This window comes from Kitasatospora sp. NPDC002522 (genome assembly GCF_053595195.1).
Genome location: NZ_JBSFXE010000031.1, coordinates 65,035 through 81,585 on the forward strand (window position 1 = coordinate 65,035; position 16,551 = coordinate 81,585).

The following is a 16,551-nucleotide window of genomic DNA, read 5'->3' on the forward strand; positions in this document are numbered from 1 at the left end:
GTGGGGGAACGGCGAGGCGAGTGGCGTTCGGTCTCGGGTTGGCCGGCTTCGCCGGAGGCTATGCGGGGCGTTGGAGGACCATCAGGGAGCGGTCGGTGAGGCGGAGGGTGTCGCCGGCTTTGACACGGGGGCCGGTGCCGCGTGGGGGGACGGCGGGGAGGGAGGTGTCGACGACGACTTGCCAGGCTTCGCCGTGGTCCGCGGGGACGGTGAAGGTGAGGGCCTCGGAGTGGGCGTTGAACATCAGGAGGAAGGAGTCGTCGACGATCTTGCCGCCGCGGCGGTCGGGCTCGGAGATGGCGTTGCCGTTGAGGAAGACGGTGAGGGACTTCGCGTAGGAGGTGGACCAGTCCTGCTTGGTCATCTCCTCGCCGCCGGGGGTGAACCAGGCGATGTCGGTGAGGTCGTCGTGGGTGCCGGAGACCGGGCGGCCGTGGAAGAAGCGGCGGCGGCGGAAGACGGGGTGGTCGCGGCGCAGCCAGATCATCGCCTGGGTGAACTCCAGCAGGCGGGCGTCGGCGCCCTCGGCGGTGGGGGCGGCGGAGGGCCAGTGCACCCAGGTGAGTTCGGAGTCCTGGCAGTAGGCGTTGTTGTTGCCGCGCTGGGTGCGGCCGAGCTCGTCGCCGTGGGAGAGCATCGGGACGCCCTGGGAGAGCATCAGGGTGGCGATGAAGTTGCGCTGCTGGCGGGCTCGCAGGTCGAGGACGGCCTGGTCGGTGGTGTCGCCCTCGGCGCCGCAGTTCCAGGAGCGGTTGAAGGACTCGCCGTCGCGGTTGTCCTCGTGGTTGGCCTCGTTGTGCTTGTCGTTGTAGGAGACCAGGTCGCGCAGGCTGAAGCCGTCGTGGCAGGTGACGAAGTTGATGGAGGCGATCGGGCGGCGGCCGTCGTCCTGGTAGAGGTCGGAGGAGCCGGTGAGGCGGGAGCCGAACTCGGCCAGCGTCGCGGGCTCGCCGCGCCAGAAGTCGCGGACGGTGTCGCGGTACTTGCCGTTCCACTCGGTCCACAGCGGCGGGAAGTTGCCGACCTGGTAGCCGCCCTCGCCGAGGTCCCAGGGTTCGGCGATCAGCTTGGCCTGGGAGACGATCGGGTCCTGCTGGACCAGGTCGAAGAAGGACGAGAGCCGGTCGACCTCGTGGAACTGGCGGGCCAGCGTGGCGGCGAGGTCGAAGCGGAAGCCGTCGACGTGCATCTCGGTGACCCAGTAGCGCAGCGAGTCCATGATCATCTGGAGCACGTGCGGGCTGCGCATCAGCAGGGAGTTGCCGGTGCCGGTGGTGTCCTCGTAGAAGCGCTGGTCCTTGGCGAGGCGGTAGTAGGAGGCGTTGTCCAGGCCGCGGAAGGAGAGGGTGGGGCCGAGGTGGTTGCCTTCGGCGGTGTGGTTGTAGACCACGTCGAGGATGACCTCGATGCCGGCCGCGTGCAGCGCCTTGACCATCGACTTGAACTCCTGCACCTGCTGGCCGCGGTCGCCGGTGGAGGAGTACGAGGAGTGCGGGGCGAAGAAGCCGATGGTGTTGTAGCCCCAGTAGTTGGCCAGGCCCAGGTCGCGCAGCCGGTGGTCGCGGACGAACTGGTGCACCGGCATCATCTCGATGGCGGTGACGCCGAGCTTGGCCAGGTGCTCGATCACGGCGGGGTGGGCCAGGCCCGCGTAGGTGCCGCGGATCTCCTCGGGGATGCCGGGGTGCAGCCGGGTGAGGCCCTTGACGTGCGCCTCGTAGACCACGGTGCGGTGGTAGTCGGTGCGCGGAGGCCGGTCGGTGCCCCAGTCGAAGTACGGGTTGATCACCACCGAGTGCATGGTGTGCGGCGCGGAGTCGAGGTCGTTGCGGCGCTCGGGGGCGCCGAAGTGGTAGCCGTAGACCGACTCGTCCCAGTCGATGTGGCCGCTCATCGCCTTGGCGTACGGATCGAGCAGCAGCTTGCCGGAGTTGTGCCGCAGGCCCAGGCCCGGGTTGTACGGGCCGTGCACCCGGAAGCCGTAGCGCTGGCCGGGCTGGACGCCCGGGAGGTAGGCGTGCCGGACGAAGGCGTCGGTCTCGCGCAGCTCCACCGCGGTCTCCGAGCCGTCCTCGGCGATCAGGCAGAGCTCGATCCGGTCCGCGCTCTCGGAGAACACGGCGAAGTTGGTGCCCGCCCCGTCATAGGTGGCGCCGAGCGGGTACGGCTGCCCCGGCCAGACCTGCATGTGTCCTCAACTTCCCTGTGCCAGACGCGAACTGGCGCTCCATCGAGGGGTTTCCCGGCGGAGCGCCCGAGCATGTGCATGGCCGTCACGTCGTGACGCACGGCACATTCGCATACTCCCCAAAGGGAGGGCGAAGTCCGCGTCCATTCGGCCTTTGTTCGCCCGAACGGGTGTCCCAGGTGTCGCGCCGGTCTCCCTGGCCGGGGCCCGAGGTGACGGAGCGTCGGGCTTGCTGTCAAGAGGGCTGCGTGGCGGCGGGCCCGGACGATACGCTTGATCGTCCGGACCGCGCAGACTCCCGGGCCCATGCGACGCTGACCGGGGCCGCCATGGTGGAGTGTCAGCGGACGCACCGTCATCCCGGCGGCTGCGGGTGAGAAGTGAGGTAGTGGATGGGGTTCCCCGCCGGCGGCGACGGTCCTGACCCGCGGGCCGGGCGCAGCGAGGCCCCCACGCTGGTCATCCGGCCCGGCAGCGGACGCGGCCCCTTCCCCCCGCAGCCCGGCCCCGCCGAGGGCGGCCTGCCGCCCGCCTGGGCCGCCGAGCAGTGGGACGACGCCTACCGCCGGGTCCGGCTGGCCGGGCGGGCGTACGTGTGGCTGAACCTGGTGGAGCAGCGGATGCGCGCCCTGGTCGACGAGGTGCTGCGCCCGGTGTACGCGCCCGCGCACGGCGAGGAGTGGGTGACCGCCGCCGCCGGACCGGCCGGCGAGGAGTGGGTGCACCGGGCCGCCGCGGTGCGCGAGGTCTCCCGCCGCAAGGGCTACCTGCTCGACCCGGCCGACGACGACCCGCTGGTCTTCCTCACCCTGCCCCAGCTGCGCGAGCTGATGGTGCAGCACTGGCCGTGCTTCGAGCCGCACCTGCTGGACCGCCGGGAGATCGAGCTGGCGCTGGACGAACTGGAGGTCGCCCGGCACGTGGTCTCCCGCAACCGGGCGCTGTCGCAGACCGTGCTCGACCAGACCGAGCGGGCCGCCGCCCGGCTGCTCGCGCTGCTCGACGGCGGCCACGGCGGGGTGCCCGCCGACGTGGTCGAGGAACTGGTCGCCGGGCGGTACGCCGACGTGGTCGCGGTGCACGCCGACCGGGTCCGGCTGCAGCGCGACCTGCCGGTGGAGGACCTGCTCGACGGGGCGCGACGGCTCGACGCGGTCGGCATCGGGCTGGGCATGCTGTGCCAGAACTACACCGGCAAGCGGCTGGTGCGGCTGGCCTCGGAGGGCTGCCGGGTCCGGCTGCTGTTCCTCAACCCGGCGAGCAGTGCGGTACGCCGGCGCGAGCGCGAACTCGGCCTCGGGCGCGGCGAGTTGGGGCGCGCCGTGGAGATGAACATCATGCACGTGCGGCGGGTGCGGGCCCGGCTGCGGGACCCCGGCGGCTTCGAGATCCGGGTCTTCGACGAGCTGCCCCGGTTCACCGCCTACCTGGTGGAGGGTCCGCGCACCACCGGTCCCGGCGGCCGCCGCCGCTCCACCGACCTCGGCGTGATCCAGCCCTACCTGCGCAAGGCACGCGGCATCGAGTCGCCCGCCCTGGTGCTGCGCGGCGGGGCCGGCCAGGAGGCCGGCGGCACCGAGCCCGGGCTGCTGGAGGTCTACCGCGAGGAGTTCGAGGGGCTCTGGGGGGACTCCCGGGCGGTGTCCTGACGGACCGTCGGCGAGCCGAGCCGGCCGGTGCGCCGTGGGCGAGGTTCCGGTGCGGGCATCGGGGTGATGTTTCGTGTGATTATCGGCTGTTCGGATGGTCGGGTGTGGCAAGCGGGCGGAGCTCGGGGACCAGTCCGCTAGCCGGGCCGCCGGGGCTGGTACGGAAGCGGGCAGTGCCCACTCCGCCCGTCGCAGAAAGGCCAGCCCCGATGGCCGACCAGTCCAGCCGCTGCCCGTTCCCGCTCGACCGCCGCGGCTTCGTCCGCGGCAGCCTCGCCGCCGGTGCCGCGCTCACCCTCGGCGCCCCGCCCGCCGCGGCGGCCCCGCGCCAGACCACCCGGCCCCGCGCCACCGTCCCGTTCCACGGCCCGCACCAGGCCGGCATCACCGAACCCGCTCCCGGCTACGCCGTGTTCGCCGTGTACGACGTGCTCGCCCCCGACCGGGCCGCGCTGGAGCGGCTGCTGCGCGCCCTCACCGACCGGGCCCGGCTGCTCACCGAGGGCACCCCGGCGCCCGACGACAACGGGATGCTCGGCCCCACCGCACCCGCCGACGGCCTCACCGTCACCGTCGGCGTCGGGGCCTCGCTCTTCGACTCCCGGTACGGGCTCCACCGGGCCAAGCCGGTGCGCCTCGGCCCGATGCCCGCCTTCCCCGGCGACGAGGTGCGCGAGGCGGAGAGCGCCGGCGACCTCTCGCTGCAGCTGTGCGCCGCCGACCAGGACGCCGTGCTGCACGCCCTGCGCTCGCTGGGCGCGGCGGCCGGCGACCTGGTGCGTCCGCGCTGGCGGGTCGACGGCTTCCAGAACCCGCCCCGACCCGAACACAACCCGCGCAACCTGATGGGCTTCCACGACGGCGTCGCCAACCCCGACACCGGCTCCGCCCGCGAACTCGACCACCTGGTCTGGGTCACCGCCAACAGCGCCGAACCGGCCTGGGCGACCGGCGGCAGCTACCAGGTGCTGCGCACCATCCGGATGCGGGTGGAGGAGTGGGAGCGCCTCCCGGTCGCCGACCAGGAGCGGATCATCGGCCGCCACCGGGACACCGGCGCCCCGCTCGGCGGCACCCGCATCGAGGACCGGCCCGACTACCGCAAGGACCCCGACGGCAAGGTGATCCCGCTGACCGCGCACATCCGGCTCGCCAACCCGCAGACCCCCGCCACCGAGGACAGCCGGATCCTGCGCCGCGGCTACAACTACGACCGCGGCATCGCGCCCGACGGCGGCCAGGAGATGGGGCTCCAGTTCTGCTGCTACAACCAGGACCCGGCCCGCCAGTTCGAGGCCGTCCAGCACCGGCTGGCCCGGGAGCCGCTCGCCGCGTACCTGCAGGTCACCGGCGGCGGCTACTTCTTCGCACTGCCCGGCGTCCGCGACCGCGACGACCACTACGGGAGCGGCCTGCTCGCCGCGGTCTGAGCCCGCCCGGCACGCTCCGGACCGGACGCGCCGTCAGCGCTGTCACAGCCGCGCGGGATGATAGTGCGCATCGTGGCAGTGCTGACGGAAGGACACACCATATGACCTGGTGGAAGGGGCCGCTGACCGGTTTCGACCTGGAGACCACCGGTACCGACCCGGAGGAGTCCCGGATCGTCACCGCCGCCGTGGTCGACACCCTCGGCGGGCGCGTCGAGTCCACCGCCAACTGGCTGATCGACCCGGGCATCCCGATCCCGGCCGAGGCCGCCGCGATCCACGGCATCACCGACGCCGAGGCCCGCGGCCACGGCCGGCCGGCCGCCGAGGCGATAGAGGAGATCGCCGACGCGCTCTGCCGCCGGCTCGACGCCGGCCGCCCGGTGGTCGCCTTCAACGCCACCTTCGACCTGTCGCTGCTCGACGCCGAACTGCGCCGCCACCGCCGGCCCACCCTCGCCGAACGGCTCGGCCGGGAGGTCTCCCCGGTGGTCGACGCGATGGTCGTCGACCGCGCGCTGGACAAGTACCGCAAGGGCTCGCGCACCCTGCAACGGGTCTGCGAGGTCTACGGCGTCGAGCTGCACGACGCCCACGAGGCGGGCAGCGACGCGCTGGCCGCCGTCCGGGTCGCCGTCGCGCTCGGCGACCGCTACCCGGTGGAGGCCGGCGACCTGCCGCTGGCCGAACTGCACCGCCGTCAGATCGACTGGTACCGGGACTGGGCCGTCGACCTGGAGAGCTGGCTGCGCCGCAAGGACCCGGCCGCCGTGGTCGACCCCCGGTGGCCGCTCAAGGCGGCTTCCTGACAGGTGAGTTGACCCGGCGTCAGGACTGCCGCCGGGACAGCGGTCAGAGAGCTGCGGTCAGGAGTGCGGGAAGTCGAAGGTGTAGCCCTGCGCCACCAGCCAGGGCAGCAGCTGCTTCAGCGCCGCCACGGTCTGGGTGCGGTCGCCGCCGCCGTCGTGCATCAGCACCACGCCGCCCGGGCGCAGGGTCTGCTGCACGGTGGAGACGATCGACTGCACGCCGGGGCGGGACCAGTCCTTCGGGTCGACCGTCCAGCCCAGGGACTTCATGCCCTGGTCGGCGGCTATCTGCACGTTCTCCGCGGTGAAGTCGCCGCCCGGGGCACGCCACCAGGTGATGTCGGCGCTGCCGCCGGCCGCCTTCAGGATCATCGCCTTGGCGTCGCCGATCTCCGCGACCTGCTGGTCGTGGGACTGCGTGTGCATCGGCTGCGGGTGGTCCACGGTGTGGTCGCACAGCCGGTGGCCCTCGGCCAGGATGCGCTGCACCGCGGCCGGGTTGGCCTTGGCGTTGTTGCCGATCTGGCAGAACGTCGCGTGCGCGCCGTACTGCGCCAGCAGGTCCAGCACCTGGCCGGTGGCCGGGCCCGGGCCGTCGTCGAAGGTCAGCGCCACCGTCTTGCCGCCGGAGGCGGTGTGCCTCAGCACCGACCCGGCCGGGGCGTGGCCGCCGCCCGCGGGGGACTGCGGCGCGGAGGGCGCGGCCGAGGACGCGGACGCCGACGGGGACGGCGTCTGGGAGCTGTGCGGGGCGGACGGCGTCCGGGTCGGCTTCGGCTGGCTCGGGTCCACGCCCGGCGTCCCGCCGTCGCCGCTCGCCGAGGCGAACGGCGAGGAGGCGACCGCGTCGCCGCCCGGCGTCGCCTTCGCCGCCATCGACGTGCTGTTGCTCACGCTCGGCAGCGCCGAGGGGGGGCGGCTCGCGGCATCGCCCGCCGCGGAGGGCGAGCCCTGCCCGCCGCACGCCACCAGCAGGGCCGGGGCGAGCAGCGCGGAGGCGCCGAGGATCAGCGGACGACGACGGACGAGAGAACGGGGGAACACCATGGGGCGACTCCTGACGTCGTACCGGCCGCCTTGGACGGGGCGTCTCAGCGAGAACGACGCCAGGTACGAACGAGGTGGTTCCGCGCGGTGTGCGCTGCGCCACAAGGCGGGCTCCGCACGGGAACGGTCAGAACGCGAACCAGCGTACTGAAGTGTCGCCCTCACGCAGCGAGGTCACCCGGCGACGGAACTCGGCCTGCGCGGAAGGGTTTCCGGGCGTCTGCTGGGCCACCCAGGCGGCGCTGGCGGTCTCCCGGGCACCGCGCAGCACGGCGAATCCCGGCCAGTCGCGGACGTCCCAGCCGTAGGCGGCGGTGAACGCCGCGACGTCCGCGGCCGGTACGCCGTACCGGTCCTGACTGAGCGCCAGCACCACCAGGTCGTGCTCGCGCAGGTCGGAGGCGACGTACTCCAGGTCGAGCAGGACCGGGCCGTCCGGGGTGACGTGCACGTTGCGCGGGAGGGCGTCGCCGTGGATCGGGCCGGGCGGCAGGGCGGGGGCGAGCTCGGCGATCGCGGTGACAAAGCTCTCTTTCCGGGCACGCAGGAAGGCCGTGTCGGCGGGGTCCAGGTGACCCTCCGCGACGGCGAGCCAACTCTCCACCGGGGCGAGCAGGTCGCGCCTGCCGAGCGGGAACGGTGCGGCGGGCAGCGCGTGCAGGGCGGTCAGCAGCGGGGCGAGGTCGGCCGGGCGGGCCGGCCGGACGGCGGGGGCGAGGCGGTGCCAGAACGTCACCGGGTGGCCCTGGGCCAGCGCCACCCCGGCGGCGGCCGGGCGCACCACCGGCACCCCGGCCGCGTCCAGCCAGCCGGCCACCCGCAGTTCCCGCTCGGCCCGGGCCGCCTCGCCGGGGGAGCGGCCCACCTTGGCGACCAGCCGTTCGGCGGGCAGTTCGAAGACGGCGTTCTGGCCGAGCGAGATGAGCGCGGCCCCGGCCGGATCGATCCCGGCCGGGGCGCACGCCTCGCGGAGCAGGGCCTCGGCCCTGGGTTCGTCGAAGATCACCCGACCATTGTCGGGGGAGTGGGGCGCAGGGGGAGGGAGGCTAGAGCTCGGCGAGCGCCTTCTCCCGCGGCGCCGGGACGGCCGCCTCGGTGTGGTCCAGGTTCGGCAGCCAGGCCAGCCAGCGCGGCAGGTACCAGTTCCGCTCGCCGAGCAGCGACATCGCGGCGGGCAGCAGCACGGCCCGGATCACGGTGGCGTCGATCAGCACCGCCACCGCGAGGCCGACGCCCATCTGCTTCATCGACTGCATGGAGAGGGTGCCGAAGACCCCGAACACCCCGACCATGATCACGGCGGCGCTGGTGACGGTGCCGGCGGTGGTGCGGATGCCGTGCGCGACGGCGGTGCGGGTGGGCAGGCCGCGGTCGTGGGCCTCCTTGATCCGGGAGACCACGAAGACGTGGTAGTCCATCGAGAGGCCGAAGAGGATCACGAAGAGGAAGAGCGGCACCCAGCTCTCCACCGCGCCGACCCCGGCGGTGCCGAACAGCGAGGCGGCGACGCCGTGCTGGAAGACCAGCGAGAGCACGCCGTACGCGGCGCCGACCGAGAGCAGGTTGAGCAGCACCGCGGTGACGGCGATGCCGAGCGAGCGGAAGGAGGCCAGCATCAGCATGAAGGCGAAGGCGACCACGAAGGCGAAGACCGGGATCATCGAGTCGGACATCTGCCGGTTGAAGTCGACCGACCCCGCGGTGTTTCCCGTGACCGGGGCCTCGGTGCCGGGCACTTTGCCGACCGTGGCGGGGACCACCTCGGTGCGCAGGGTCTTCAGCGCCTCGGCGGAGACCGCGTCGTTTCCGGTGCCGTAGAGCGGGATGTCGACGGTGGCGACGTTCTGCGCGGCGTGCACCTGGAGGTTGGTGGGGCCGTGCATCTTTCCGGTGGCCAGGGCGCGGGACTGCAGTTCGGCGAGGGCCCTGGTCATCTCGGGGGAGGTGATGTCCCGGGCCTTGACCACCACGGTGGCGGGGGCGGGGCTGCCGGGGAAGGCGGCCTCGATCCGGGCCGAGGTGGCGACCAGCGCGTTGCCCTCGGGGAGCTGCTGCTGGATGGTCAGGTTGGCGGTGTGCATGGTCAGGGTCGGCGCGGCGAGGCCGAGCAGCAGGCCGCCGGCGATCACCGCGGCGGCCAGCGGGCGGCGCAGCACCGGCGTGAGCACCGCGTTCCACACCCGGCCGCCCTGCTGGGCGTCGGCCCGGCGCAGCCGGTTCAGGAACGGGACCTTGCCCTTCTCCACCCGGTCGCCGAGCAGCGAGAGCAGGGCGGGCAGCACGGTGAGCGAGCCGAGCACCGCGGTGATCACCACGATGATGGTGGCGAAGGACATCGCCTGGAAGTCGGCGATGCCGGTGAGGAACATGCCGGCCATCGCGACCACCACGGTGACGCCGGAGACCAGCACGGCCCGGCCGCTGGTGGCGGCGGCGATCCGCAGCGCGGTGGCCGCGTCGTGCCCGGCGGCCCGCTCCTCGCGCTCGCGGCGCAGGTAGAAGAGGCAGTAGTCGACGCCGACGGCGAGGCCGACCAGCAGCATCACGGAGCTGGCGTCGTTGCTGGTGTGCAGCATCCCGGAGGAGAGCGCGACCAGGCCGGAGGCGGCGACGAAGGCGGTGATCGCCAGCAGCACCGGGAGCACCGCGGCGACCAGCGCGCCGAAGGCGACCAGCAGGATGCCGAGGGCGAGCGGCACGGCCGTCCACTCGGCCCGGGCGAAGTCGTTCTTGAACTGGTCGTCGAACCACTTGCCGGCGCTCGCCTCGCCGAACTCCTCGATGGTGAAGTCGCGGTGCGCGCCCTGGACCCCGGCGACCGCGTCCACCACCACGGGGACGTTGGCCACCGCGGCCTCCCGGTCGGCGCCGGAGACGGTGAACTGGAGCAGGGCGGAGTGCCGGTCGGCGGAGATCGCCCTGGTGTCGTAGGGGCTGCGCAGGTCGGCGGTGCGGCCGGTGCCCTGGACGGCGGCGGCGACCTGGTCGACGGCGGCGCGGAAGGACGGGTCGTCGGCGGTGAGCGTGCGGCTCTGCACCAGCACGGTCTCGCCCGCCGGGGACTTCAGGCCCGCGTCGTCGAGGATCCGGGCGGCCTGCGCCACCTGGCCGGGCATCGCCTCGGCGTCGGTGACCTTGGTGGAGCCGTGCATCCCGCCGAGGTAGGCGGCGAGGACGACGAAGAGCAGCCAGCCGAAGACCGCGGTCTTCCGATGGCGGGCGCTCCAGGCGCCCATGGTGGCGGCGAGTCCTAGCTTCACGGTGGTGGATCCCCCAGGATGCGGACGGGCTTCGGGCCGCCCGGGTCGGTTGCGGTGGCTGCCGCGGCGCTGCTCGGGCGGCACAACAGACGCTATTGACCGCCGATCTGACGGACCATCCGGCTGGTTCCCCACTTTTCCCTGGTCCTGGCATCAGGGAGTGTGCTGGGGTTATCCCTACCCCCGGCCTCCTCCCCCCTCCTCCTTGAGGTCAGCCCGGCGTCCACCCTGAGGCGGACGAATCTCCACCCGGAGCACGAGGTGGGAGGGGCCTGGCGCGGGTGAGGATGGTGGGGGGCGGCGATACGGCCGCCCCTAGGGGGCGACACGCGGGAAACCCACTTGCCGGGCGGCAGGTAAGGGCCCGTAGGATGCTCCTACGTCCTTACCTGCCGACCGGCTAGAGCGCGCTGCGCTCGCGGCCCGGTCCTGCCGTTGCCCGGTCCCCGTCCCCCGGCGGCGGTGAACCATGCCCAGGAGGCATTTCGAGCATGTTCCACCGAATCGGACAATTCGTCGTCAAGCGCGCGTGGTGGGTGATCGCGGCCTGGGTGGTCGGCATGATCGCCGTCGCGGCCACCGCCCCGACCATCAACGCCCAGACCGACGAGGCATCGTTCCTGCCGAAGCACTACGAGTCGATCCAGGCCGCCTCGGTGCAGGAGAAGGCCTTCCCGAGCAGCTTCACGCCGTCCGCGTACGCGCTGTTCGAGCGCAACGACGGCGGTGCGCTGAACGAGAAGGACAAGGGCGACATCGCCAAGATCGTCCAGGGCCTCACCGACAAGAAGATCGACGCGGTCGAGAAGGTCGTTCCGGTCAGTGACCAGAGCACCTCCAAGGACGGCAAGTACGCGCTGTCCATGATCGCCATCGACAAGGCCAAGCAGCAGGACTCCAAGGCCTACGGCGACGTCGCCAAGGCGCTGCGCGAGGACGGCAAGTCCCTGGCGCAGGGCACCGACGTCAAGTTCCAGCTCGGCGGCCCCGCCGCCCAGTCGCTGGACCAGCAGGACGCCTCCGGCTCGGCCGACGCCGTGATCGGCCTGGCCACCGTGCTGCTGGTGGCGATCATCGTCGGCATCATCTTCCGCAGCGTGCTGGCCGGCGTGCTCCCGCTGGTGGTCTCGCTGGTGTTCGCGATGCCCGCCGCCAACGGCCTGATCGCCTACGCCACCAAGGCGTTCAACCTGGACAGCACCCCGGTGCTGTCGGCGATCCTGATCGTGGTCGTGCTCGGCGTCGGCACCGACTACTTCCTCTTCCTCGCCTTCCGCTACCGCGAGCGGCTGCGGGCCGGCGACGACCGCAAGGAGGCCGTGGTCAACGCGGTCGGCCGGGTCGGCGAGGCGATCGCCTCCGCGGCCGGCGCGGTCACCATCGCCTTCGCGGCGCTGATCCTCTCCAGCCTCGGCATGTTCAAGGCGCTCGGCCCGGCGCTGGCCATCGCGGTCGTGGTCACCGCCCTCGCCGCGCTCACCCTGGCCCCGGCGCTGCTCGCCGTCATCCCGGCCCGCGCCGTGTTCTGGCCCGGCAAGAAGTGGAAGAACGAGCCGAACAACGCCCGGTTCGCCGCCCTCGGCCGGGTGGTCGAGAAGCGTCCCGGCTTGGTGGCGCTCGCCTCCGGCGCGGTCCTGGTCGCCCTGTCGGCCGGTGCGCTGAACTACAACGGCATCTTCGACCTGGCGGGCAGCTCCATGCCCAAGACCGCGGAGTCCATGGTCGTCCAGGACAAGCTGGCCAACGGCTTCTCGGCCGGCGCCGCCGACCCGAGCCACGTCTACCTGACCAGCACCGCCGGCACCAAGCTCGACCCGAGCGCCTTCGAGTCGTACGCCGGCAAGCTCGGCCAGGTCCCGGGTGTCGCCCAGGCCTCGGCCAAGCCGCAGGTCAGCGAGGACGGCACCACGGCCGACTTCACCGTCATGCTGAAGGACAAGCCCGACAGCAACGCGGCGATCGACTCCGTCACCGAGCTCCGCAACGTGGCGCACAGCGAGGCCCCGGCCGGTACCGAGGCCAAGGTCGGCGGGCTCAGCGCCATCTACAAGGACATCAACCTGGCGATGACCCACGACTACACGCTGGTCTTCCCGGTCGCGGGTCTGCTGATCCTGCTCGTCCTCGGCCTGCAGCTGCGCAGCGTGGTCGCGCCCTGGTACCTGATGGCCTCGGTCGGCCTCGGCTACACCGCCACCCTGGGAGCGGCGACCCTGCTCTTCCAGAGCGTCAAGGGCGAGAGCGGCATGATGTTCATGCTGCCGATCCTGATCTACCTGTTCGTGGTCGCGATCGGCACCGACTACAACATCCTGATCATCGCCCGCCTGCGCGAGGAGGCCCGCGAGGGCCGCAACCCCCGCGAGGCGGCCCGCGAGGCGCTGCGCCACGGCGGCCCGACCGTCGCAGCGGCCGGCTTCATCCTGGCGGCGTCCTTCGCCACCTTCATGCTGGCGGGCAACGTCTTCATGCTGGAGTTCGGCTTCGGGATGGCCTTCGGCATCGCGCTGGCGGCCTTCGTGATGGCGATGTTCTTCACCCCGTCGCTGACCGCGCTGATCGGCAAGGCCGCCTGGTGGCCGGGCCACGGCGCGATGCCCGAGCCGCACGCCGACCCGCTGGCCAAGCGGGAGCCGGAGACGGCCGGCCGGGTCTGACCCGGTGACCCCGACAGGGGGCATGCGGCCCGACCGGGCCGCATGCCCCCTGTCGCGCCCGGCGAAACACGGTGTGACCAGCGGAACTTTTCCCGCCGTTGACGGGCCCGGCCGTGCTATTGTCGAAGCAGTTGCAGTATTGGTTCCCATGAACGTATGTGTGCGCCTGCTGGTTCCAACCAACAGGCGCATTTGTTTTGTCCGGTGTTTTGTCTCCGGATGGGGATCGCGGCTACGTGGGGCTCACGAGGTGTGGGTCCCAATGCCCCAGTGAAAGTGGAGACGGTTATGGCTACCGGCACCGTGAAGTGGTTCAACAGCGAAAAGGGCTACGGCTTCATCGAGCAGGACGGCGGCGGCGCCGACGTCTTCGCGCACTACTCGAACATCCAGTCCACCGGCTTCCGTGAGCTCGTCGAGGGCCAGAAGGTCGAGTTCGACGTCACGCAGGGCCAGAAGGGCCCGCAGGCCGAGAACATCCGCGTCATCTGAGTCCGGCTCCACGCCGACCTCACACGTCGCAGGCGAGGGCCCGTACCTCTGGGTGCGGGCCCTCGCCCATGTCGCCCACCGGCCGGGGCGGCGCACTCCCTCCTCTTCCCGACGGCCGACCCACCCCGCCGCCCTCGTCGCGGCGGCTGACGGCCCCTCAGGAACCGGAGCAGCATGACCGAGCAGTCCCGCCCCCGTAGCACCGACACCACCCGCCGACCCCGCCGGCCGCGGCGCACCGCGCAGGCGCCGACGCCCGCGCCCGCCGCCGACTTCACCCCGGTCCAGGGCACCCCGTCCCGGCCGCCGGCCGCCAGCTTCGCCGCGCTGGAGCTGCCCGCCGGGCTGCTGGCCGCGCTGACCAAGCAGGGCGTCACCGAGCCGTTCCCGATCCAGGCCGCCACCCTGCCGGACGCACTGGCCGGCCGGGACGTGCTCGGCCGGGGCCGCACCGGCTCGGGCAAGACCCTCGCCTTCGGCCTGCCGCTGCTGGTGCGCACCGCCGGCAAGCGCGCCTCCGCCCGCCGGCCGCTGGCCCTGGTGCTGGTGCCGACCCGCGAGCTGGCCCAGCAGGTCACCGAGGCGCTCGCCCCGTTCGCCGAGGTGCTCGGCCTGCGGATCACCACCGTGGTCGGCGGCATGTCGATCACCCGGCAGGCCAACCAGGTGCGCCGCGGCACCGAGGTGCTGGTCGCCACCCCCGGTCGGCTCGACGACCTGATCCAGCGCGGCGACGCGTTCCTGGACGACGTGGCGATCACCGTCCTCGACGAGGCCGACCAGATGGCCGACATGGGTTTCCTGCCGCAGGTCAGCAAGCTGCTGGAGCAGGTCGCCGAGGGCGGGCAGCGGATGCTGTTCTCCGCCACCCTGGACCGCAACGTGGACCGGCTGGTCAACCGCTTCCTCAGCGACCCGGTCACCCATTCGGTGGACCCGTCCGCCGGTGCGGTGACCACCATGGACCACCACCTGCTCCAGCTGGAGCCGACCGACAAGGCCGAGGCCACCGCCCGGATCGCCGCCCGCGAGGGCCGGGTGATCATGTTCGTGCACACCAAGCACGGTGCGGACCGGCTCGCCAAGCAGCTGCGCGCCCACGGCGTGGTCGCCGCCGCGCTGCACGGCGGCAAGTCGCAGCCGCAGCGCAACCGGGTGCTCGACCAGTTCCGCGACGGTCAGGTCACCGCGCTGGTCGCCACCAACGTCGCGGCCCGCGGCATCCACATCGACGGCCTCGACCTGGTCGTCAACGTGGACCCGCCGATCGACCACAAGGACTACCTGCACCGCGGCGGCCGTACCGCGCGGGCCGGCGAGTCCGGCACCGTCGTCACGCTGGTGCTGCCCGAGCAGCGCCGCGAGGTCAACCGGCTGATGACCATCGCCGGCATCCGGCCCACCATCACCAAGATCCGCCCCGCCGACGCCGAGCTGAAGCGGATCACCGGCGCCCGCACCCCCACCGGCGTCCCGGTCGTGCTCCCGGCCTCGGCCGCGGTGCAGGTCGAGGCGGCCGCGGCGACCGCCGTGAAGGCGGGCGACGGGCGGCGAGCGGACGGGCGTCGCGGCGAGGGCGCGCCCAAGCACGAGGGCGAGGCGCGGCGGCGTCCGGCGAAGCGCGGCGGCCTGCCCAAGGACGTCGACATGAGCGGCAACCCGCGCCGTCCGCGCCCCAAGCAGCGTCCCGGTGGCGCCGCGGGCGGCGGCTCCGGCCAGATGGCCGCGGGCTTCATCGGCAAGTCCGCGGGCCGCGCCAAGCCGGGCTCCGGCACCAAGAGCGGCTCCAACTACGGCACGGGCCGCCAGCGCCGCAAGAGCGACTGACGCACCGTCGAACCACGAAGGCCGGCCCCCGGAACGTACGGGGGCCGGCCTTCGGCGTTGGTGAGGGCTGCGGTCGGGGCGGGGCGACGCGGGCCGCCGGTGGGCGCCTCCCGGGTCAGGTGCGGGCGGGCTGCAGGGCGCGGACGGCGGTGACCAGGGGGGCCAGTTCGGGGCGCTGCTCGGCGGCGTCGAGGGCCTCGCGCAGGGCGCGGTCGTTGGTGGGGCGGGCCGCTTCGAGGAGGGTGAGGCCGTCGGGGGTGACGTTGGTGTAGATGCCGCGGCGGTCGGTGGGGCAGAGGTAGCGGGCGAGCAGGCCGCGGTCCTCCAGGCGGGTGACCAGGCGGGTGGTGGCGCTCTGGCTGAGGACCACCGCGTCGGCGAGCTGGTTCATCCGGAAGTGGCCGCCGTCGCCGTCGTGCTGCTCGGAGAGCACGTCGAGGACGGAGAACTCGCGGACGCTCAGCTCGTGCCCGGCCTGCAGGGCGCGCTCCACGTGCGCCTCGATCCGGCCGTGCAGCGCGGACAGCGCGCCCCAGCCGTGCGCCAGGCCTGGGTCCGGTCGGGTCATGGGCCGCGCTCCCTTCGGGTGTCGTGGCCCCCAGTTTAGTCCAAGGGCGCAAATGCCCGCGCGTGCAACTATCTGCCGCCTGGTGGGCCGGTGGCCGCATAGGGTGGCGGGATGGAGCAGCAGGCGCGGCTGGACGCGCAGGAGGCGGCGCTGGACGCGCTGCTCGCCGCGGTGGGGGCCGAGTTCGAGCCGGTCGAGGACGCGCGGGTGGCCAGGCTCGACGAGCGCGCGCCCGGGTATGCCCAGTACCACCGGATCGGCCACAAGCGGCAGGCCGCCTACCGGCTGCTGGCCGCCGACCGGGCGGCCACCGACCGGCACTACCCGGCGGTGCTGGACGCGCTGCTCGCCGACGACGACCCCAGCTCGCCGCGCTGGCTGGCCCAGGTGCTGCTCGCCGCGGGCGGGCGCGGGCGGCTGCAGCAGGCGCTGGTGGAGGCCGTGGAGCGCGGCGGGCCGTACCGGCAGGCCTGCGCGGTGGGCGCCTGGCGGTGGGCGGACGCCCCGTACGGGGAACTCGGGGAGCGTTTCCTGGCGGCCCGCCGGGAGGCGGCCGGGCGGTGCGCGGACCCGTGGGCGCGGGAGCGGCTGGCCGGCTGAGCCGGGCGGCGGCCGTTCGCGTGC

At 73.1% G+C, this 16,551-nt stretch carries 12 protein-coding genes; 7 read left to right on the forward strand and 5 right to left on the reverse strand.

Annotated features, from left to right (window positions below):
* Positions 1-58: 58 nt before the first annotated feature.
* On the reverse strand, positions 59-2,188 hold the full coding sequence (glgX, locus tag ACWD4U_RS24680) for a glycogen debranching protein GlgX (protein WP_363452963.1): 2,130 nt from the start codon (positions 2,186-2,188) through the stop codon (positions 59-61).
* A gap of 392 nt (positions 2,189-2,580) precedes the next feature.
* Here glgX and ACWD4U_RS24685 point away from each other — a divergent pair, with 392 nt between their 5' ends.
* The 3 genes from ACWD4U_RS24685 (at position 2,581) to ACWD4U_RS24695 (ending at position 6,076) form a co-directional block, all read left to right on the forward strand.
* Positions 2,581-3,837: an SAV2148 family HEPN domain-containing protein gene (locus tag ACWD4U_RS24685; RefSeq protein ID WP_363452961.1), complete on the forward strand. Its 1,257-nt coding sequence runs from the start codon at positions 2,581-2,583 to the stop codon at positions 3,835-3,837.
* A 209-nt stretch (positions 3,838-4,046) separates the two neighbouring features.
* Positions 4,047-5,267 carry a Dyp-type peroxidase gene (locus ACWD4U_RS24690; RefSeq protein ID WP_363452959.1) on the forward strand — a complete coding sequence of 407 codons (1,221 nt, stop codon included), beginning with the start codon at positions 4,047-4,049 and terminating at the stop codon, positions 5,265-5,267.
* A 101-nt stretch (positions 5,268-5,368) separates the two neighbouring features.
* Entirely contained in the window at positions 5,369-6,076 is a 708-nt protein-coding gene (locus ACWD4U_RS24695; RefSeq protein WP_363452957.1) for an exonuclease domain-containing protein, read from the forward strand.
* Positions 6,077-6,133: 57 nt separating this feature from the next.
* Here the strand turns inward: ACWD4U_RS24695 and ACWD4U_RS24700 are convergent, their stop codons facing one another.
* The 3 genes from ACWD4U_RS24700 to ACWD4U_RS24710 all read right to left on the reverse strand — a co-directional run bounded on the left by ACWD4U_RS24700 (position 6,134) and on the right by ACWD4U_RS24710 (position 10,359).
* Positions 6,134-7,123 carry a polysaccharide deacetylase family protein gene (locus tag ACWD4U_RS24700; protein ID WP_363452955.1) on the reverse strand — a complete coding sequence of 330 codons (990 nt, stop codon included), beginning with the start codon at positions 7,121-7,123 and terminating at the stop codon, positions 6,134-6,136.
* Positions 7,124-7,250: 127 nt separating this feature from the next.
* A complete protein-coding gene (locus ACWD4U_RS24705) occupies positions 7,251-8,129 on the reverse strand; it encodes a phosphotransferase enzyme family protein (protein ID WP_363452953.1) in 879 nt (292 codons plus the stop codon).
* A gap of 40 nt (positions 8,130-8,169) precedes the next feature.
* The gene (locus tag ACWD4U_RS24710) at positions 8,170-10,359 is read right to left on the reverse strand and encodes an MMPL family transporter (RefSeq protein WP_363453129.1); all 2,190 of its coding nucleotides are present in this window, start codon (positions 10,357-10,359) and stop codon (positions 8,170-8,172) included.
* Positions 10,360-10,874: 515 nt separating this feature from the next.
* Between ACWD4U_RS24710 and ACWD4U_RS24715 the strand changes: the two genes are divergently transcribed.
* From ACWD4U_RS24715 to ACWD4U_RS24725, 3 genes are all read left to right on the forward strand, one after another.
* Positions 10,875-13,040 (forward strand): MMPL family transporter, encoded by a 2,166-nt coding sequence (locus tag ACWD4U_RS24715; protein ID WP_363452951.1) that lies wholly within the window; start codon positions 10,875-10,877, stop codon positions 13,038-13,040.
* Positions 13,041-13,328: 288 nt separating this feature from the next.
* A complete protein-coding gene (locus ACWD4U_RS24720; protein WP_363452949.1) occupies positions 13,329-13,532 on the forward strand; it encodes a cold-shock protein in 204 nt (67 codons plus the stop codon).
* Between the two features lie 174 nt (positions 13,533-13,706).
* Positions 13,707-15,359, forward strand: coding sequence for a DEAD/DEAH box helicase (locus tag ACWD4U_RS24725; RefSeq protein ID WP_363452947.1), 1,653 nt, complete (start codon positions 13,707-13,709; stop codon positions 15,357-15,359).
* Positions 15,360-15,474: 115 nt separating this feature from the next.
* Here the strand turns inward: ACWD4U_RS24725 and ACWD4U_RS24730 are convergent, their stop codons facing one another.
* Positions 15,475-15,927, reverse strand: a complete 453-nt coding sequence (locus ACWD4U_RS24730; protein ID WP_363452945.1) for a MarR family winged helix-turn-helix transcriptional regulator — start codon at positions 15,925-15,927, stop codon at positions 15,475-15,477.
* A 111-nt stretch (positions 15,928-16,038) separates the two neighbouring features.
* Between ACWD4U_RS24730 and ACWD4U_RS24735 the strand changes: the two genes are divergently transcribed.
* Complete coding sequence (locus ACWD4U_RS24735; RefSeq protein ID WP_363452943.1) at positions 16,039-16,527, forward strand: hypothetical protein; 489 nt, start codon at positions 16,039-16,041, stop codon at positions 16,525-16,527.
* Positions 16,528-16,551: the final 24 nt, after the last annotated feature.